This is a genomic window from Clostridium sp. (genome assembly GCF_017888565.1).
Lineage (GTDB): Bacteria > Bacillota > Clostridia > Clostridiales > Clostridiaceae > Clostridium.
In genome coordinates this window covers 1-20,289 of sequence record NZ_JAGHFX010000063.1, presented here as the reverse complement: position 1 = coordinate 20,289, position 20,289 = coordinate 1, and the positions used below count along the sequence as shown (strand labels likewise).

18 protein-coding genes and 1 other annotated feature are annotated in these 20,289 nt (G+C 29.1%); of the genes, 7 read left to right on the top strand and 11 right to left on the bottom strand.

Features of this window, described 5'->3' with window-relative positions; genetic code table 11:
* Positions 1 to 102: 102 nt before the first annotated feature.
* Complete coding sequence (purR, locus tag J7M87_RS12890) at positions 103 to 921, bottom strand: pur operon repressor (RefSeq protein ID WP_291651451.1); 819 nt, start codon at positions 919 to 921, stop codon at positions 103 to 105.
* A 280-nt stretch (positions 922 to 1,201) separates the two neighbouring features.
* On the opposite strand from purR, the gene murC reads away from it, so the two are divergent.
* From murC to J7M87_RS12875, 3 genes are all read left to right on the top strand, one after another.
* Complete coding sequence (murC, locus tag J7M87_RS12885; protein ID WP_291651450.1) at positions 1,202 to 2,575, top strand: UDP-N-acetylmuramate--L-alanine ligase; 1,374 nt, start codon at positions 1,202 to 1,204, stop codon at positions 2,573 to 2,575.
* Positions 2,576 to 2,844: 269 nt separating this feature from the next.
* Positions 2,845 to 3,663, top strand: coding sequence for a purine-nucleoside phosphorylase (locus J7M87_RS12880; RefSeq protein ID WP_291651449.1), 819 nt, complete (start codon positions 2,845 to 2,847; stop codon positions 3,661 to 3,663).
* Positions 3,664 to 3,724: 61 nt separating this feature from the next.
* The gene (locus J7M87_RS12875; protein ID WP_291651448.1) at positions 3,725 to 4,945 is read left to right on the top strand and encodes a NupC/NupG family nucleoside CNT transporter; all 1,221 of its coding nucleotides are present in this window, start codon (positions 3,725 to 3,727) and stop codon (positions 4,943 to 4,945) included.
* Positions 4,946 to 5,029: 84 nt separating this feature from the next.
* Here the strand turns inward: J7M87_RS12875 and J7M87_RS12870 are convergent, their stop codons facing one another.
* Positions 5,030 to 6,106, bottom strand: coding sequence for an aminopeptidase P family protein (locus tag J7M87_RS12870; protein WP_291651447.1), 1,077 nt, complete (start codon positions 6,104 to 6,106; stop codon positions 5,030 to 5,032).
* Positions 6,107 to 6,407: 301 nt separating this feature from the next.
* Here J7M87_RS12870 and J7M87_RS12865 point away from each other — a divergent pair, with 301 nt between their 5' ends.
* Positions 6,408 to 7,106: a metallophosphoesterase family protein gene (locus tag J7M87_RS12865; RefSeq protein WP_291651446.1), complete on the top strand. Its 699-nt coding sequence runs from the start codon at positions 6,408 to 6,410 to the stop codon at positions 7,104 to 7,106.
* A gap of 42 nt (positions 7,107 to 7,148) precedes the next feature.
* On the opposite strand, the gene J7M87_RS12860 is transcribed toward J7M87_RS12865, so the two are convergent.
* Positions 7,149 to 7,586 (bottom strand): cytochrome b5 domain-containing protein, encoded by a 438-nt coding sequence (locus J7M87_RS12860; protein WP_291651445.1) that lies wholly within the window; start codon positions 7,584 to 7,586, stop codon positions 7,149 to 7,151.
* Positions 7,587 to 7,680: 94 nt separating this feature from the next.
* Positions 7,681 to 7,980: a binding site (T-box leader), on the top strand.
* A 53-nt stretch (positions 7,981 to 8,033) separates the two neighbouring features.
* Between J7M87_RS12860 and asnS the strand changes: the two genes are divergently transcribed.
* The gene (gene asnS / locus J7M87_RS12855) at positions 8,034 to 9,428 is read left to right on the top strand and encodes an asparagine--tRNA ligase (RefSeq protein WP_291651444.1); all 1,395 of its coding nucleotides are present in this window, start codon (positions 8,034 to 8,036) and stop codon (positions 9,426 to 9,428) included.
* Positions 9,429 to 9,637: 209 nt separating this feature from the next.
* On the top strand, positions 9,638 to 10,768 hold the full coding sequence (locus J7M87_RS12850; RefSeq protein WP_291651443.1) for an anaerobic sulfatase maturase: 1,131 nt from the start codon (positions 9,638 to 9,640) through the stop codon (positions 10,766 to 10,768).
* 310 nt (positions 10,769 to 11,078) lie between these two features.
* Here the strand turns inward: J7M87_RS12850 and xylB are convergent, their stop codons facing one another.
* From xylB to xylA, 7 genes are read right to left on the bottom strand one after another with little or no spacing between them, the layout of a single operon-like run.
* Complete coding sequence (xylB, locus tag J7M87_RS12845) at positions 11,079 to 12,533, bottom strand: xylulokinase (RefSeq protein WP_291651442.1); 1,455 nt, start codon at positions 12,531 to 12,533, stop codon at positions 11,079 to 11,081.
* A gap of 55 nt (positions 12,534 to 12,588) precedes the next feature.
* Positions 12,589 to 13,065, bottom strand: coding sequence for a PTS sugar transporter subunit IIB (locus J7M87_RS12840; protein ID WP_291651441.1), 477 nt, complete (start codon positions 13,063 to 13,065; stop codon positions 12,589 to 12,591).
* Positions 13,066 to 13,077: 12 nt separating this feature from the next.
* On the bottom strand, positions 13,078 to 13,878 hold the full coding sequence (locus tag J7M87_RS12835) for a PTS system mannose/fructose/sorbose family transporter subunit IID (RefSeq protein ID WP_291651440.1): 801 nt from the start codon (positions 13,876 to 13,878) through the stop codon (positions 13,078 to 13,080).
* Entirely contained in the window at positions 13,871 to 14,650 is a 780-nt protein-coding gene (locus tag J7M87_RS12830; RefSeq protein WP_008681569.1) for a PTS sugar transporter subunit IIC, read from the bottom strand. Before J7M87_RS12830 ends, J7M87_RS12835 begins: the two co-directional genes overlap by 8 nt.
* A 14-nt stretch (positions 14,651 to 14,664) precedes the next feature.
* On the bottom strand, positions 14,665 to 15,081 hold the full coding sequence (locus J7M87_RS12825; protein ID WP_291651439.1) for a hypothetical protein: 417 nt from the start codon (positions 15,079 to 15,081) through the stop codon (positions 14,665 to 14,667).
* A 14-nt stretch (positions 15,082 to 15,095) separates the two neighbouring features.
* Positions 15,096 to 17,138, bottom strand: coding sequence for a TIM-barrel domain-containing protein (locus tag J7M87_RS12820; RefSeq protein WP_291651438.1), 2,043 nt, complete (start codon positions 17,136 to 17,138; stop codon positions 15,096 to 15,098).
* Between the two features lie 12 nt (positions 17,139 to 17,150).
* Positions 17,151 to 18,458 (bottom strand): xylose isomerase, encoded by a 1,308-nt coding sequence (gene xylA, locus J7M87_RS12815; protein ID WP_291651437.1) that lies wholly within the window; start codon positions 18,456 to 18,458, stop codon positions 17,151 to 17,153.
* A gap of 204 nt (positions 18,459 to 18,662) precedes the next feature.
* Here xylA and J7M87_RS12810 point away from each other — a divergent pair, with 204 nt between their 5' ends.
* The gene (locus J7M87_RS12810) at positions 18,663 to 19,811 is read left to right on the top strand and encodes an ROK family transcriptional regulator (RefSeq protein ID WP_142691401.1); all 1,149 of its coding nucleotides are present in this window, start codon (positions 18,663 to 18,665) and stop codon (positions 19,809 to 19,811) included.
* 394 nt (positions 19,812 to 20,205) lie between these two features.
* On the opposite strand, the gene J7M87_RS12805 is transcribed toward J7M87_RS12810, so the two are convergent.
* A partial coding sequence (locus J7M87_RS12805; RefSeq protein ID WP_291648866.1) for an IS3 family transposase occupies positions 20,206 to 20,289 on the bottom strand: 84 nt, incomplete at its 5' end.

Genomic DNA, 20,289 nt, shown 5'->3' with positions numbered 1-20,289 from the left:
AGATATAAAATTCTATAAAAAGTATAAAAATCCTTCTTTTATTTAAAAATTTTTTAAATTTTTTAAATTTTTACACTTTTGTGTAGCTTGATCGAAGTTTTTTTAATTATTTATCAAATTTGAAGGCTTAACTTCTAAATCTTTTGATTCACCTAGGTGTCTTAATTCTACTATAGATATATAATCATCAACTCTTTTTTGAGCTACTCCTATGTTATCTACTAACACTCCAATTCCTATTAATTCACTTTCAAATTCCTTTAATAAATCCTTTATTCCTTGTGCAGTACCACCACCTCTTAAGAAATCATCTATAAATATACATTTACTTTTCGTTTTCATTGATTTCTTTGAAAGTGACATCTGCTGAATTCTTCCGCTAGTACCTGACACATAATTTATTGTAACAGTCGATCCTTCTGTTACTTTGTTATCTCTTCTTATTATAACTAGTGGAATTCCTAAATTTCTTGCAACTTCATAAGCAAGTGGAATTCCCTTAGTTTCAACAGTTACGACATAATCTACATCATTATTATAGAAGACTGACGATAATATAACTCCAGCTTTACTTATAATTTGAGGATTATACATTAAATCTGTCATGTATATAAAATTTCCTGGAACAATTCTACTTTCATCTCTCAACATTTCACACAGATCTTCAGCAAACTTTTTTCTACTTTCATTTTCTATTCCAGGAATGTATTTTATTCCCCCTGCTGCTCCTGCTATTGTTTCAACTTTTCCCATTTCTAACTTTTCTAAAATCTCTCTTACTATTACTATATCTTCACTGATAGTTGATTTTGCTGCATTTAATAAATCTGAAAATCTGTTTAATCCTATAACCTTATTTGGATTTTCAGTTAAAATTTTTGTAATGGCCACTACTCTGCTATTTCTACTTAGTTTTTCCAAAATATATCACCTACAATTTTAATATTTTCCGAATTATTCGTTAGTTTTAAGCGTCTAATATTCATATTTTATTCTATATTTTTCTCAATATCAATAGATTTTAATCAGTTATCTTCTATTTAACTTATAATTATTACTTTTTTAATAAAATTTTATCAATTTATTCAATATAAAGCTTTTTTTATGTGTTCATTTCCTTAAATTTGTATATAATTATAAAGTGAAAACTATTTACAGTAATTTTTATAAAAGAATTCTTAATAATAAAGGGGTTGATTTTTTGTCTTTTGATTTAAGCAAAGATATAAATAAGAAGGTTCATTTTATAGGTATTGGCGGAATCAGTATGAGCGGTCTTGCTGCTGTTTTACTAACAAAGGGGTTTAAGGTATCCGGTTCTGATTCTAAAGAATCTGAAATTACTAATAAATTAAAATCTGAAGGTGCTGAAATTTACATAGGTCATGATAAAAACAACTTAAAAGATGTTGACTTAGTAGTTTATACAGCTGCTATTCCATCAGATAATCCAGAAATAATTGAGGCTAAGGATAAAAATATCACTCTTATGGATAGAGCTGAATTTTTAGGCTTAATAATGAAAGGCCATAAATACAATGTTGCTGTAGCAGGTACACATGGCAAAACCACTTGTACATCAATGCTTTCACATGTTACTTTAAAAGCTAACTTAGACCCTACAATATTAGTAGGTGGTGAATTAGACGTAATTGATGGTAACTTCAAAATAGGAAATAGTGAATACTTTTTAACAGAAGCTTGTGAATATAAAGAATCATTTTTAAAATTCTATCCTTATATAGGAGTAATTTTGAATATAGATGCAGATCATTTAGATTATTATAGGGATTTAAATCATATAAAGGAAACTTTCGAAAAGTTCTCAAATATAATCCCAAGTGATGGATATTTAATAGGTTATTGTGAAGATGAAAATGTAAATGAAATATTAAGCAAAGCTAAATGTAATACAATTAGCTACGGCATAAACAAAGGCGATATAAGAGCTACAAATATATCTTTTAATAATAAGGGCTGTGCAAGCTTTACTGTATGTAAAGATAATAATGAATTATTTAATGTAACTTTAAATACTACTGGTAAACACAATATATTAAATGCCTTATCAACTATTTGTGTCGGATTAATATTTAATATACCTTATAATTCAATAATAGAAGGATTAGGAGAATGTAAAGGCGCACATAAAAGATTTGAATATAAAGGGGAATTTAATGGTGCTACAGTAATTGATGATTATGCTCATCACCCTGTTGAAATTAAAGCTACTCTAGACACTGCATCAATAATACCTCATAAGAATATTTATGCTGTATTCCAACCGCATACTTATACAAGAACCAAAACTTTGTTTAAGGAATTTACTGAATGCTTCTCAGATGTAGACGAACTATTACTTATGGATATATATGCCGCAAGAGAAAAAGATACTGGTATAGTAAATTCAGAACAACTTGGAGATGCAATAAGAGCTAAAGGTATTAAATGTACTAATATTCATAGCCATGAAGAGGCTGCAAATTATTTAAAGAATATAGTTTCTGATGACGATATTATTTTAACCATCGGTGCTGGAGATGTAGTAAAAATTGCCGATATAATATTAAAATAATTATCATTTAAATTTTAACTTATATTATTGTTTTATTAGCAAATACTATAAGAAGTAGACTTATATGATTTTCCCATATAAATCTACTTCTTATAGTTTTCTTTTTGCCATCTTTTGACTAATACACTAATAATATTGATATCATTTGATTTTTATGTTTATTTTTAAACAAGTTTAATTTATAATTTACAAGACCATAAGTACTATTCTATAATTTTTTTATTGTTTAAAATTTTATATAGTACAAATATTAAAATAGAGGTGATTTTATGGATTTATCAAATAAGATTAAAAATGCTGCAGATTTTATAATGGAAAAATCTAAATACAAACCAGAAATTGGTTTAATTTTAGGTTCAGGATTAGGTTCATTAGCTGATTCTATAGAAAACCCTGAATTTTACCCTTATGAAGAACTTCCTCACTTCCCAATATCAACAGTTGAAGGTCATGCTGGAAGATTAGTCGTTGGTATGCTAAATGGAAAATGTGTTGTTGCAATGCAAGGAAGATTCCATTACTATGAAGGATATTCTTACAATGAAGTTACTTTTCCAGTTAGAGTAATGAAATTACTTGGAGTTAAAAATTTAATTGTAACTAACGCTGCTGGAGCTGTAAATACAAGCTTTAAACCTGGAGATTTAATGCTTATAAATGATCATATTAACTTCTCTGGAGATAATCCTCTAATAGGTGCCAACCTTAAAGAATTTGGTCCTAGATTCCCAGATATGTCAAATGCATATAATCCAGAACTTATAAACAGAGCTTTAAACGTAGCTAAGGACTTAAATATAGATATCAAACAGGGCGTTTATATGATGTTTAGTGGCCCAACTTATGAAACACCTGCTGAAGTAAGAATGGCAAGAATACTTGGTGGTGATGCAGTAGGTATGTCTACAGCTCCTGAAGTAATCGTAGCAAATCATTCTGGAATGAAGGTTTTAGGTATTTCTTGCTTAACTAATATGGCTGCCGGAATACTAGAGCAACCTTTAAATCATGAAGAAGTAGTAGAAACTTCTAATATGGTTAAGGAAAAATTCACTACATTTATGAATAAAATAATTGAAGTAATCTAACTTCAAATAAATTAAATCATATACATAAGAAGAAATTGATATAAACAAAGGAGAAATTAAATTGGAAAGATTTGTTGGAATAATAGGAATCATAGTTATAATTGGAATAGCCTTTTTGCTGTCTGAAAACAAAAAGAAAATCAATTGGAAACTAGTAATAGCTGGATTAGGATTACAAATAGTATTTGCAATTTTAATTTTAAAAGTTCCAGTTGGTAGAACAATTTTTGAAGGTGCTAGTAATGCAATAACAAAGTTATTAGACTTTACTAAAGAAGGTACAGACTTTTTATTTGGTCCGCTTGCAGATGCTAATGGAATAGGGTTTGTATGGGTTGTTCAAATACTTCCTACAATAATATTCTTTTCATCATTAATGGGAGTACTGTACTATCTTGGAGTAATGCAATTTATAGTTAAATTTATTGCTAAGTTTATTGGAAAGCTACTTGGAACTAGTGGGTCTGAAACTTTAAGCGCAGTTGGTAATATTTTTCTAGGCCAAACAGAAGCACCACTTCTTGTTAAACCTTTTGTTAAAGATATGACTAGATCAGAGCTTTTAGCAATAATGGTTGGTGGAATGGCTACTGTTGCTGGTGGTGTTATGGCAGGTTATGTTGCAATGGGTGTAAATGCTGATCATCTACTAGCTGCAAGCATAATGGCTGCTCCTGCTGGATTAATACTTGCAAAAATTTTAGTTCCAGAAACAGAAGAAAGTAAAACTAAAAACTCAACTGATATCTCAGTTGAAAATACAGCTTCTAATATCGTTGAAGCCGCCGCTAATGGCGCAAGTGATGGCTTGGGATTAGCATTAAATGTTGCTGCCATGTTACTTGCATTTATAGCGTTATTAGCACTTGTTAACTTTATAATTGGAGCAATTGGAGGCTTGTTTGGATTCCCAGAACTAAGTTTTCAATGGATTCTAGGAAAGTTATTCTCCCCATTAGCTTTTGTTATGGGCGTTCCTACTGTTGATATATCAGCAGCAGGAAGTTTACTTGGCCAAAAAATAATATTAAACGAATTTGTTGCTTATTCTGAGCTTTCAAATTTAATAACTCTTAATGTATTACAGCCAAAAACTGTAATGATATTAACATATGCATTATGTGGATTTGCTAACTTTAGTTCTATAGCAATACAAATAGCCGGTATAGGTGGTTTAGCTCCTGATAAAAAGGCAACTATTGCTAAACTAGGATTTAAGGCTCTTATTGGTGGAGTATTAGCGACATGCTTAACTGCAACAATAGCAGGTATATTATTTTAAATAAATAATATTTAAATTCCAAAATTAAATATTAAGTTTATAAAATAAATGGTGTATCAAATATATTTGATACACCATTTATATTTAGATTATAGTTATATCCTTTGTTACTGAGTTTAGTACTTCACATCCATCCTTAGTTACTAATACTAAGTCTTCTATTCTCACACCAAAATCATCCTTTAGATATATTCCTGGCTCAATTGAGAATATCATTCCAGCTTTGATTTCCTCATGATTAGATGAACTAACATCTCCAAAATCATGATCTTCTATTCCAATGCTATGTCCTGTTCTGTGAGTAAAATACTCTCCATAACCAGCAGCCTCAATACAATATCTCGCTGCCTTATCTATATCTGAGAATCTCATGCCTTCCTTTACCTTACTTATAGCGTTTAAATTTGCTTCTTTAACTATATTATAAATTTTTGCATGTCTTTCGTTAGGCGTTTCTCCAAAAAATACAGTTCTAGTCATATCTGAGCAATACGAATTATATACTCCACCTATATCTATAACTATACTATGTCCTTTCTTTATAGTATCATTACTAGAATGATGATGAGGATCTGCTCCATTAGGACTAACAGCAATTATAGGTGAAAAGGAAAATTCATTTACTCCATGCTTTTCATATAAATCAACTAATAAATTAGCATAATACTTTTCTGTTTTTCCCTCTTCTAATCTGTCCCATAATTCAAGCATTACTTTATCGTTTATTTCTGATGATTTTTTCATTAACGCAATTTCTTCTTCATCTTTTATCATTCTTAATCTATCAATAATAGGTGATGAATTAACAAAAGCCTTTGCCCCCTTATTATCCATAAATTTTATTAAGAAATGTGCTGGCCAATTTTTATCCACACCTAATGTACTTTCTTTATCCACAATTGTGCATAATATTTTTATTGGATCTTCAATATCTGCGTACCATACTAAATCTACGCCTAAGTCTTCATATATAGGAAATAACTTATTGACTATAAGTTTATGATTTCCTTTTGTACTTAAATATAAAGCTATCATTCTTTCTCCAGGAGAAAACCACTTTCCTGTTAAGTAAAAAATTGCTGGAGGAGATGATATAATCATTTGATTTAATCCTTGCTCTTCCATTACTTTTAAAACATTATTGACTCTATTTAATTTCATATATTTTACCTCCTAATTTTTTTCTATAAATATAATATACCTCATCATATAAATAATATCTATTTATAATAATATTGTTAAAATTATTTATAGCAAATATTTAAAATGATATAATATATATTATGCGATTAATAGTAAAAACATTTAACCTATACATTATTTCAATTTTTCTATTTTATAAAAAAGTGCACTAACTATTAAATATAATTATAGTTTTAATTATGCTAGTCATTAATTGAAACATATATTAAATACAATAATAAATTTAATATTATATACACTTATTGAGGAGGATTAGCTTATGAAAATAGCTGCAATTTCAGATATACACGGAAATATTTACTCACTAATGAAGGTATTAGAAGATATTGATGAACAAAAGGTTGATTTAATAATTTGTCTTGGAGACTTAGTTGGCTATGGTCCTCATCCAAACGAAGTTATTGCCTTAATTAAAAGAAGAGAAATCCCTTGTATAAAAGGAAATTATGATGCTTCTGTAGTTGATGGCGGATTTACATTTATAAGAGATACTCGAATTAACTCCTTTTCACTTCCTTGGGCATGTGAAGAAGTTAGGGCCTCAAATAAATACTATTTATCACAACTACCAACGTATTTAGATTATGATATTAATGGTGTTAAAATTAAATTTACTCATGGTAGTCCTAATGCTATAAATGAATACTTATTTGAAGATAAAGAAAATACAGAGAAGGTAATGAATGAATTAGAAGAAGATATCTTAGTTTGTGCTCATACTCATATTCCTTCATATAAAAAGTTTAATGATAAGATATTTGTAAATGTAGGAAGCGTTGGCAAACCCAAAATAGGTCGTCCAAATGCAACTTACTGCATAATTAATATTGATGAAAGTAAAAATGTCGACATTAAATTTAGAGAGTTAGAATATGAATTCAAAAGAATAGTAAAAGATTCTCAAATGCTTAATTTTCCTGCTCAATTAGTTTCCTCTTACGAAACTGGAACTGAGTAAAACAAAAAAATTGCTACGATTTAATAGCGTAGCAATTTTTTATTACTCTTCCCAAGTACATTTTTTAGTATAGTTCATTACTCCTACTACCCTTAACTTTAATAAAATACTTTTATCTTCATCATGACAGCTTTTAAAAACCTTACTATAATCAGCCCCTGCCTTAATTCCAAAATGCTTGCCATCTTCCCACTGAGGTATATCACGCATATCATATATAGTTCCATCTACTGCAATATATGCAGGCATTCCATTTTCTCCATTATATAAAGCTAATTCTTCTTCAGTTAATTGAAGTAATTCACTACTTCTTTTTTGGTTATGAAAACTTACTTCCTCTAAATATGAATTAATTTGATTACAAACTCTCTCCATGACATTCAATATATTTTCTTTGTATTCTTTTGGATATGTTACTAACATACTTTTTAACTGATTTAATTCAATAAATTTTTCTTCTAAGAATCTCTTATAATCCATATAATCCTCCATAAAATATTACCTAAAATTATCTTATGATTTAAAGTTGCAAATGTTAGTGAATTGGTGTAAAATCGTAATAAACATTATAAATTTTATTACTATGATGAGAAGAGTAGCTATATGGAAGTAGTTTTAGCGAGTAAGGAATGGTGTAAGCCTTATACGAAGCCTTTAGTGAAGAACATCTCTGAGTTTCTAACCGAACGAGTGAAAATAATCACCTTACTTATTCAAGGTGTGAATTAGACTAATTAAAACTTTAGTCTCGCTTAAGTAGACTTAGACGGATTCAAACCGTTATTATTTGAATGACATTATTTGTGTCAGTAGAGTGGCTATTTATATGATAGCAATCTGGGTGGTACCGCGAAATTATCCTTTCGTCCCTATTTTAGGGATGAAAGGTTTTTTATTTTACAAAAAATTATGGTAGGAGGAACAATAATGGATAAAGTTATTTTAGTAAAATCACTTTACAGAAATCAAGATGAATATTTATCTAAAGAAATAAAAATTTCTGGTTGGATAAGAACTCTAAGAGCATCAAATGCTTTTGGATTTATTGAAGTAAATGACGGTACATTTTTTAAGAATATTCAAGTAGTTTTTGAGAATAAACTTGATAACTTTAAAGATGTATCAAAATTGCCTATTAGCTCATCAATAACAGTTATAGGTACTTTAGTTGCTACTCCCGAAGCTAAGCAACCATTTGAAATTCATGCTAAAGAAATAGTTATAGAAGGTTTATCTGAATCAGATTATCCACTTCAAAAGAAGAGACATACTTTTGAATACCTTAGAACTATTGCTCATTTAAGACCAAGAAGTAATGCATTTTCAGCTGTATTTAGAGTACGTTCAGTAGCAGCTTATGCTATCCACAAATTCTTCCAAGAAAGAGGATTTGTTTACACTCATACTCCTTTAATTACTGGAAGTGATGCTGAAGGTGCTGGAGAAATGTTTAGAGTAACTACTTTAGATTTAAACAACGTGCCAAAAACTGAAGAAGGTGCAATAGACTTCAAGCAAGATTTCTTTGGTAAAGAAAGTAACTTAACAGTATCAGGACAATTAAATGCTGAATGTTATGCTTTAGCATTTAGAAATGTTTATACTTTTGGACCTACTTTCAGAGCTGAAAATTCTAATACTGCAAGACATGCAGCTGAGTTCTGGATGATAGAGCCCGAAATAGCATTTGCTGATTTACAAGATGATATGGAATTAGCTGAAGATATGCTTAAATATGTTTTAGAATATGTTTTAGCTGAATGCCCAGAAGAAATGGCTTTCTTCAATCAATTTGTTGATAAGGGTATCCTAGACAGATTAAATCATGTTATGTCATCTGACTTTGGAAAAGTAACTTATACTGAAGCTGTTGAAATATTAAAGAAAGCTGATAAGAAATTTGAGTATCCTGTTGAATGGGGAATTGACCTGCAAACAGAACATGAAAGATATCTTACTGAAGAACACTTTAAGAAACCTGTATTTGTAACTGATTATCCAAAGGATATAAAGGCCTTCTATATGAGATTAAATGATGATGGAAAGACAGTTGCTGCAACTGACCTTCTAGTTCCAGGAATCGGAGAACTTATAGGTGGTAGCCAAAGAGAAGAAAGATTAAACATCTTAACTAAGAGAATGGCTGAACTTGGACTTAAGGAAGAAGATTACTGGTGGTATCTAGAGCTTAGAAAATATGGAGAAACTAAGCACGCTGGATTTGGATTAGGATTTGAAAGACTTATTATGTATATTACAGGTATGTCAAATATCAGAGACGTAATTCCATTCCCAAGAACTACAGGACAATCTGATTTCTAAAAAAAGCTAGTAAACAATTTGTTTACTAGCTTTTTTGCTTTTAGATACCCATTAGTTCTTTCCTTAACTGTAGATATTCTATTTAAAAGCTCATTAAAATCTTTATCTTTTACAAATCTATTTCCTTGTTTTTTTTAGTAATTCATTTTAATATGTATATATATCAAAACCTTTACGCAAACTCTGAATATTATAAAGGGAGGATTTTTATGAGAAAGAATTTAAGCTTGATGATTAAACCTTCTTCAAGCAAATGTAATTTGAAATGTAAATATTGTTTCTACAACTCCATATCTGACGCAAGAGAAATAAGAGATTATGGATTTATGAAAGAAGATACTATAAAAAAAGTTTTAGATAGAGTTTTGGAATATTCTAATGGAGGTAGCTGTTCAATAGCCTTTCAAGGCGGAGAGCCTTTGCTTATAGGAATAGACTTCTACAGAAAACTTATAGATTATATAAAAATAAATAATTTTAATGGTACAACCTTCTCCTTCGCATTACAAACTAACGGAACGCTAATTAATAATGAGTGGGCAAATTTTTTTAGTGAGAATAATTTTTTAATTGGTATTTCTCTTGATGGTAATAAAGATTTACATAATCTAAATAGAGTAGACCATTTAAATAATGATTCATTTAACAGAGTAATGAAAGGAATACACACATTAGAAAAATATAATGTAGACTATAATATACTCACAGTTATTACTTCTGCTTTATGCAAAAAAATCGATTCTACATATAGTTTTTATAAAAAGAATAATTTTAATTACCTTCAATTTATTCCTTGCTTAGAGCCATTGGAAAACTCTCAGATGAACTTAAGTAGTTTCTCTATAACACCATCTCAATATGGTGATTTTTTAATTAATCTTTTTGATCTTTGGTACAAAGATGCATTGTCTAATAAATACGTAAGTATAAGATTCTTCGATAATATTTTAGGATTATTCCTTAACAAAGATTACGAAGCTTGTGAAATGAAAGGAACCTGCTCATGTCAGCATATTATAGAAAGTAATGGTGAAGTTTATCCTTGTGATTTTTATACTTATGAATCTTATAGCATTGGAAATATATTAGAAAACTCATTTGAAGATATTCACAAAAATAGTAGCACATTAAATTTTATTAATTCCTCTAAAGATATAAATGACAAATGTAAAAAATGTGCTTACCTTAATTTTTGTAGAGGTGGTTGTAGAAGACACAGAGAAAATCAAAAAGGTAATCTGAATTACTTCTGCGAATCATATTATAAATTTTATTCACATTCCTTAGAAGGATTTAAAAATGTAGCGCTTAAAATCCAAAGAGATGGCTTTAGGAGGTAGTTCTAATTATTATGGATTATATTTTATAAAAATAAGAATTTCAAAAAGCCTTTTCAGATTATACTCAACTAATATCTAAAAGAGAACCACAGGTCGAGTCTGTGATCCTCTAAATACAAAAAAGACTATGACTCTATGATTAGAATCATAGAAGTCATTAGTCTTCCTTAACGCTTTAGATTTCTCATAGAAGAACTTCATTTCCAATAATTATTCACATTTTACTTAAATATCATAATACTAAAATTTATAAAAATCAATCTTTCCATATTATTCAATATACATAAAAAAGCTTAACAAACTCAGCTTCCTATATATTTTTCACACTTTCATATACTCTTCTATAACGAGTATAAACTTCTTCATATTCTTTTACAGCTTCTTCATTTGGATAATAACATTCTTTTTCTTTTACTATAACTTTTACTGCTGATTCAAAAGAATCAAACCAATTTAAAGAAACTGAGGCTATAATTGCTGCTCCAAGAGATGGACCTTCTTCTATTTTTAAAGATATTACCTTTCTATTGAAAATGTTTGCTTGTATTTGAAGCCAATCACTAGACTTAGCTCCTCCACCTACTGAAATTATTTCTCTATCACTATCATCTTCATAAATACTAAAGCAATCCTTTAAAGAGAATGTTATTCCTTCTATTACTGCTCTTGAAAAATGATTTAAATCATGACTTTTATCTATCCCTATAAAGGTTCCTCTTATATTGCTATCTGTATAAGGAGTTCTTTCTCCTACTATATATGGAGCAAATATTAATCCATTAGACCCTTCCTTGACCTTAGATATTCCACTTAAAAGCTCGTCAAAATCTTTGTCTTTTGCAAATGTATTTCTAAACCAACTTAAAGAATCTCCAGCAGAAAGAGTTACCCCCATTGAGTAATAGCTATTTGGTAATACATTATTAAACATGTGAAGTTTTCCACCATAGTTCTTATACTCTTCTTCATATTTTAAATATACACCTGAAGTTCCTATACTTAATAAATCTCTATTTTTATTAATTATTCCTGATCCTAGAGCAGAACATGGATTATCAGAACCAGCTGGGAATATTTTTACACTTCCACTTACATTTAGCTTTATCTTTAATTCATTATTTAACTCTCCAATACATTCAGTTGAATTATATACTGTTGGATACTTCTCTAAGTCTAATCCTAAGAACTCCGCTATTTCTTCTGACCACTTTCCAGTCTTTATATCTAACATTTGTGTTCCAGCTGCATCAGAAATATCTGTACATATGTTACCTGTATATTTAAATACTAAATAATCTTTAGGTAAACAGAACTTTTTAGTCTTTTCCCAATTTTCAGGTTCATTTTCCTTTACCCATAATATCTTTGGCAAAGTAAATCCTTCAAGGCTTTTATTTCCTGTGATTTCAATTACCTTTTCTCCAAAGTTATTCATTATATATTCACATTGCTTAGTTGTTCTTGTATCATTCCATAGAATACTTCTTCTTATAGGTTCATTTTTATTATCTAATAATACTAAGCTATGCATTTGGCCTGATATACTTATAGCTCTTAATCCATCTCCACCTAAATCATTAGTTATTCTTTCTAAAACCTTAACTGAAGCATTATACCAATCTTCTGGCTCTTGTTCAGAATGCCCATCCCTATTATTATATAAAGGATAACCCTCTGAATATTTTAGTATAACTTCCCCATATTTATTTAAAGCTATTCCTTTAATGGAGCCTGTTCCTAAATCCAAACCTATAACATATTCCATAAAATATCCTCCTATTATTAATAAATTAGGGAGACTTTATTGTCTCCCTTAAATCTTATAGATACTCTTTTAAATAAACTAATGGATCTGTAGGAGTCATTATTGCTGTAATTTCAACTCCTCTATCTATTAATTCTTTAAATGCTTCCTTCTCTTGTGGTGTAACACTTATAGATGGTCTTATAACCTCTGTATTTGATTTAGAAGACATGTTTCCTACATTAATCTTCTTAATATCCAATCCATTTTTAACAAGATAAAGTAAATCTAATGGCGATTTTACAACAATAAATACTTTTTGTCCTTCATATTTTCCTGAAGAAATATTTTTTAAGGCTGTTTCTCTCGTGATTATTGATGTGCTTACATTTGATGGTGCCGCCATTCTTAATACTGATTTTTGTAAATCATTATTAGCCACCTCATCATTAATAACCATTATTCTAGTTGCTCCTAAATTATTTGTCCACATTGTAGCAACTTGACCATGTATTAATCTATCGTCTATTCTTATATGAATTATCCCTTTCATTTATTATCCCTCCTAAACAAGTACTCCTAGTGCATGTAAAATTATTGACATTACTATTACTAATAATATTAAATATGTTGGTTTAACTTTTTTACCTAGTAAGTAGTACATTAATCCAACTATAGCTGCTGGGATCAATCCTGGCATTATTTGATCTAATATGCTTTGTCCAGTCATTTCAATTTCACCTTGAACAAAGCTGAAACCTACGGTTGCTCTTATAACTGTAGACATAAGCCCACCTACAACCATTAATCCTAAAATTGAAGTTGCTTTAGTAATTGATTTCATTTTACTTTCTAAAGCATTTACTAACTTAGTTCCTGAAAAATAACCTGCTTTAAATAAAGGGAAACTAAGCATTTTTATAGCAACACTTACCGCTATCCATAAGAATATTCCTGCTGGATTTCCTTCTATCGCCATATTTGCAGCTATTGCTCCAAATATAGTCCAAGGAATAACAACGCATAAACTATCTCCTAATCCTGCTAAAGGTCCCATTAAACCACTTTTTATTGAGCTTACTGCTTCAGCCGCATTATTCTTTTCTTTCTCCTCAATCGCTATATTTAAACCAAAAACATAAGGAGCTACCCATGGATTTGTGTTGAAGAATTGTAAATGTCTCTTAACAGCACTTTGTAATCCATCTGGATCATTTCTATAGGTAAATTTTAAAAATGGTAATATTGCATAACAATAAGCCAATGCTTGCATTTTTTCATAGTTAGATGATACACTGCTTGTAAATATCCATCTTAATAAAACTTTACTACGTATTTTTTTTGGTGTAAGTTCATTATTACTCATCTTCGTCCATACCTCCTACTGGAGAAACAACTGTAGCTTCTCTATCATTATCTCTTTTAAATTCAATTAATGCTATAGCTGCTGCTATAAGTGCAACTCCTAATAAAGGAAGTTTTAAATATATAGTAACTACAAATCCTATTAAAAGATATGCAAAATAATCTTTTGTAGGAAGATTCTTTAATAGTAAAGCTATACCAACCGCTGGTAAAATTCCGCCTGCAACTTGAAGACCACCTAATAACCATTCTGGACTCTTATCTATTAATGCATTTACTAAATCCGGTCCAAATATAGTAGCTAATAATATTGGAACTCCTGTTGTAGCACAAGTTAAAACAACTCCTAACATTTGCATTCTAGCAATTCCATTGTATTCTCTCTTATCTGCATATTTTTCAGCTTGATGTGCTAACCAAACACCCATTGTATTTCTTAATACATCTAATTGAACCATTAAAAGCGCTACTGGAATACCAATAGTTATTCCAACATTAGGATCTTGTCCTGTTGAAACTGTTATAAATGTAGCAACAACACTTGCTGTTTGATAATCAGGTATTGATGCTCCTCCAAAATTACTTATCCCTAAGGACATTAATTGTAATGTACCTCCTATAAATAATCCTGTTTTAACATCCCCCATTATTAATCCAACAATAAATCCTGCTGTAACTGGTTGATACGTACCAAACATAGTGCTGTTTTTTTCATAGTTGATAAAGAATCCATATAAAACAATTAATATTAATTGCCAAGCTTGAACTTCCATTCTTCCATCTCCTTTTATTCATCATCATTATTATTTATTTGGTTTCTAAATTCTTCTGACAAAATATTTATAACGTTCATATTTTTGATATTTTCAATTTCTTCTGAAACTGAAAGGCTAGTACTATTTAATAATGCATCTAAGAATATTGGTACGTTTACTCCTGCTACTATATCTACATCTCCGTTTATTAAACCTATGTTGTTTGTGCAAACATTAAATGGTGTTCCATGAAATAAATCTACTAATATAAGAACATTAGAATCACTAATTTCATTAAATATCGAGATAATCTTATTCTCAAAATTATCTATTCCACTTTCATCTAGAATTACTTTATATACGTTTTCAGTGTCTTTTGTAAAGAAATGAATTGTATCTAAAATTCCATTAGAAAAATTTCCATGTGATGCTAAAACTATTTTATACACTTTTATCTCACCTCCTATAAGAATAAATTTTTAATATATGAATCTCCCTTACAAAGTACAGGAATACTATCTAGAGGTGCGTCAATAACAACAAATTGTCCACCTTCATATACTTTTTCTGTATTAATATCAACCCATCTATTTCCACTTGGTAAATAAACTTTCCTTTGTCTATCTTTATAATACATAATTGGTGCTACAAGTAATTCTGATCCAAACATATATTGATTATCTACTGTCCAAGCTACTTCATCTTTAGGATAATCATAAAAAACAGGTCTCATTATTGGTTCACCAGAATTATGAGTTTCATTAAATAACTGTGATATATATCCTTTTAACTTTTCTCTTATCTTTATATACTTAACAAATATCTTTTGAGCTTCTTCACCATATGACCAAATTTCATTATCTGCACCACTTTCACATTGACCTCCACCATCTGTTCCAAGTGCCTTTTTGTGAGGTTGTCTATCTCCGTGCATTCTAAGAATTGGTGAGAATGTTGCATATTGGAACCACCTTATCATTAACTCTCTAAATTCCGGATTATTAATATTTCCTCCATGGAATCCCCCTATATCAGTTGTCCACCATGGATTTCCTGCAATACTCATGTTTAGCCCTGTATTAACTTGGTTTCTAAATGCTCCAAAGCTAGAATCTATATCTCCAGACCATACTAAAGTTCCGTATTTTTGACTTCCTGCCCAGCATCCTCTAATTAATGTTACAGGACTTTTATTTTCTTTTGCTAATCCGTCATATACAATTTTAGAGAATTCATTAGGGTATAAGTTACCTACTTTTAAGTCAGTTCCTAAATGATATCTATAGTTATCAAAATCATATAATGCATATCCAGGCTCAGCTACATCAAGCCAGAACATAGATATTCCATTATCATAATAGTTCTTCTTCAATCTTTCCCAAACATAGTCTCTTGTTTCAGGGTTAGTTGGATCTATGAATACAGTGTTACTTAACTGTTGCATTGTAATCCTTACTCCCCTATTAACTTTAACTAATAAGCCCTTTTCAATAGCTTCATTATAATTTTTAGCATTTTGAGATATTGTTGGCCATACAGAAATCATTGTTTCTATACCCATTTCTTTTAGCTCATCTACCATCTTTTGTGGATCTGGCCAGTATCTCTTATCAAAATCATAATGTCCTTGTTCTGTCCAATGGAAGAAATCTATTACTAAAACCGATGGGGTAATACCCAACTCTTTATATTTTTTAGCAACTTCTAAAACTTCTTCTTGTGTTTGATATCTCATCTTACTTTGCCATAATCCTAATAAATTTTCTGGCATTTCAGGTGCTCTACCAACAACACTTGTATAGTTTTCTATTATCTCTTTTGGAGTATCCTCTGATGTTATCCAATAATCTAAATAATCAGTAGATTTCATTGTCCATTCTATTATATTTTTTGCGAAATTTACTTCTCCAATACCCGGATTATTCCATAAAAATCCATATTTTTTGTTTGATATATAAAATGGAACTGTTAACTGGCTATTTCTATGGGCTAATTCTAATTTGCAATACTTTAAATCTAAGAATGATTGTTGATATTGACCCATTCCAAATATTTTTTCATCTGGAGATGACTCAAATCTTTGAGTCAGCTTATAATCTCCATTTAAAGAAGGGGTAAACTCTCTAGCTCTTAACTTTAAAGTACATGAAAATCCAGTGATACTTTTTACACTAACATCTTCGTTACCCATATCATTAGCAACAGCTCTTTCTCTAATGTATTCCTCTAACAATACTTCATCTTTACCATTTTTAAATACTATTCTATTTCTATTAGTTACATAAGCTTTAATATTTCCATTAATAATTTCTGCTTCATTTAACTCTTCAAATATTTTTATATCTACTTCATTATTTTTTATTTCTTCTGTTAAAGCATTTTCATATTGAGGTATACTTCCATAAGGTGTTGATCTAACTCTAAAGCTATTTTTCCCCCATGGTTCTATACATAGTATTTCATTATCGTATTTGCGAAAAAGCTTGTTTCCAATGGTATAAAACATTGTCTTCCTCCTTTAATAAATATAATCATTAAGTTTAGATTTTACATATTCTATATGTGATGATTCATTATGAACTTCTTTTATTGATAATGCATAGTTAGTAAGTGATTCTAAGTCTTCTTCATTATTTAATAAATTCTTTCCTAAATCACTTTTATAAGATGAATATCTTTCCTTTTTAATATTATCTAGATATTCGCTTTCAATTATTTTTGCCGCAGCCTTTAATCCTCTTGCATACGTATCCATTCCTGCTATGTGAGCTATAAATAGATCTTCTTGTTCAAAAGAACTTCTTCTAACTTTTGCATCAAAGTTTATACCACCATCATGTAATCCACCGTTCTTTAATATTTCTATCATGACTAGCGTAGTATCATAAAGATTAGTTGGGAATTCATCAGTATCCCACCCTAATAATGAATCTCCTTGGTTTGCATCTATTGAGCCTAATGCATTGTAGTTTCTTGCTATATTTAATTCATGTTCAAAAGTGTGCCCAGCTAACATCGCATGATTTGCTTCTATATTTAACTTAAAATCTTCCATTAAATCATATCTTTGAAGAAATGCTAATGTTGTTGCAGAATCAAAATCATATTGATGCGTCATTGGCTCTTTTGGTTTTGGTTCTATTAAGAAAGTTAATTTATGATTAATTTTTTTAGTATAAGCTACTGCCATTTTATAAAGCCTTGCTATATTTTCTTCTTCAAACTTAATATCTGTATTTAAGAAGCTTTCATACCCTTCTCTTCCACCCCAGAATACGAAGTTCTTACCTCCAAGTTTTTTACTTATATCTATTCCTTTTTTAACTTGAGCTGCTGAAATTGCATAAACATCTAAGTTAGGACTTGAAGCTGCTCCATTAACATATATCGGGTTAGAATGTCTATCTGCTGTATTCCATAAAAGTTTAATACCTGTCTTGTCCATTTTTTCTTTAATATAATCAGTTATTACATCTAGATTTTGAAAAAATTCCTCAAGACTATTTCCAAATGGAGCTATGTCCATGTCATGAAAACAAAAATATTCAACTCCTAATTTTTCAAAAAATTCAAAAGCCGCATCTACTTTATTCATAGCAGTTTTCATTGGCTCTTCTGTGTTCCAATTTCTTATATTGGTTGACTTTCCGAATGGATCTGAGCCATCTTGATTAAATGTGTGCCAATAAGCTACAGCAAATTTAAGATGCTCCTTCATAGGTTTTCCCATTACTATTTCCTCTGGATTATAATGATGGAAAGCAAACATATTGTTACTATTTGGTCCTTCATATTTTATTTTTTTTATATTGCTAAAGTACTCCATATCTACACCTCTTTTAATTAGTTAGTTTTCCTATCTAACTTAATAATACATCCATATTTTTCTCGTGTCAATGTTTACATTTTAAAATTTTAAAAAATTTTAAAAATTTTTATTATTTATTATGATTTTATAAAACCATTCCTTTTGAACTTTTTGTATTGCTATGATATATTATTTTATAAGTACTTAAAAAAGGGGAATAAAATGGATAATAAGTTTAATATAAGAAAATTTAATATAGTTGAAATACTAAATCTTCTGTTTAAGAAACCTAATATTTCTAGAATAGATATTTCAAAGCTAATAAATCTCAATAAAGCAAGTGTCTCTGAAATAGTCGCACTCTTAGTAGAAAAAAATTTAGTTAGTGAAATTGGTACTGGAAGTAGTAGCTCTAGCGGAGGAAGAAAGCCAATTTTACTTAAAATTAATGAAAAGGCTGGATGCAGTTTGGGAATTGATTTAGGAATTGACTATGTTAGCTTCTTACTTACTGATTTAAATAGAAATGTATTATTTTATGATTATTATGAAGAAATAATAAATAAAAATAATGTAATTGAAATTATTGTAAAAGTAATTACTTCACTAGAAGGCGTTTTTAAAGAATATGAATACGGATTAATAGGCGCTACATTAGCAGTTCATGGTAGGGTTTTTGATAATAAAATCAAATTTACTCCTTACTATGATTTAGATAAAATGGACTTAATAAAAGAACTATCTTTACTTATGCCTAATATTAATTTTTATATAGAAAATGAATCTAATTTAGCAGCTGTTGGTGAATTCGAAAATTCGGTAGATCCATTAGACAACGCAGTAGTTATAAATGTCCATTCTGGTATAGGTGCAGGTATAATAATTAATAGTAAATTATATACTGGCTTTGAAGGACGTGCAGGAGAAATAGGTCATAGTGTTCTTATTCCAAATGGCAAAGAATGTCCTTGTGGAAATAAAGGTTGCTTTGAACAATATTGCTCACTTCCTGCTTTATTAGAAGATTTTAATAGTAAATCCGATATAAAAATACGTACTATAAAAGAACTTTGTGATTTATATAATTCAAATAATAAAATTGCTATAGGCACAATAACAAAAAATATTGAGCTTATGTCAATTGGAATATCTAATATATTTAATTTATTTGCTGCTGATAATATATTTATATATAGTGAAATAACTAAATACATTCCTAATTACTTAAATCTAATTAATAATAAAATAAATACTATATTCTCTAAAGCTATTACTATTCTTCCAAATAAGTTAGATAATAAATCCAATTTATTTGGTGGAGTAAATCGCTGTATATATAATTTCTTTGAAGAATTTCTAGATATTATATAAGATAGACTAAAATAATCCGTAGTATTTTTATATTTAAAATATTATCTTTATTAACATAATAGAAAATAGGTAATTCTGTGTAATTATCGTTTTATTTACTTTAATATTACTGGAAATTTTAATTTGCAGTAATATTTCTTTATATTCAATAAATACTAATAACTTTTTTATAATTTGTGGCTCAAATTTAACATTTCCGTTAATGGGCATATCTAAATCAGCACTACCGAAAGAGCTTCTTAAATGTTTATATTATTAATACTTTTAATATGTCAAATTCTAAGAATTCTTTTTATTTTATCTGTGAAATTATAAAAAAATAAAATATAAAGAATAAAAATAAGTAGTATATAATAAACTGGTCCCTATGTCAAGGACATTTTAAAAAAGAGAGTTAGGAAGCTAAGAGCTGATTTCTGTATTGAACAGGAGTCAGCTTTTTTAAGTTCCACTGACAACGGTCATTATTATAATAATC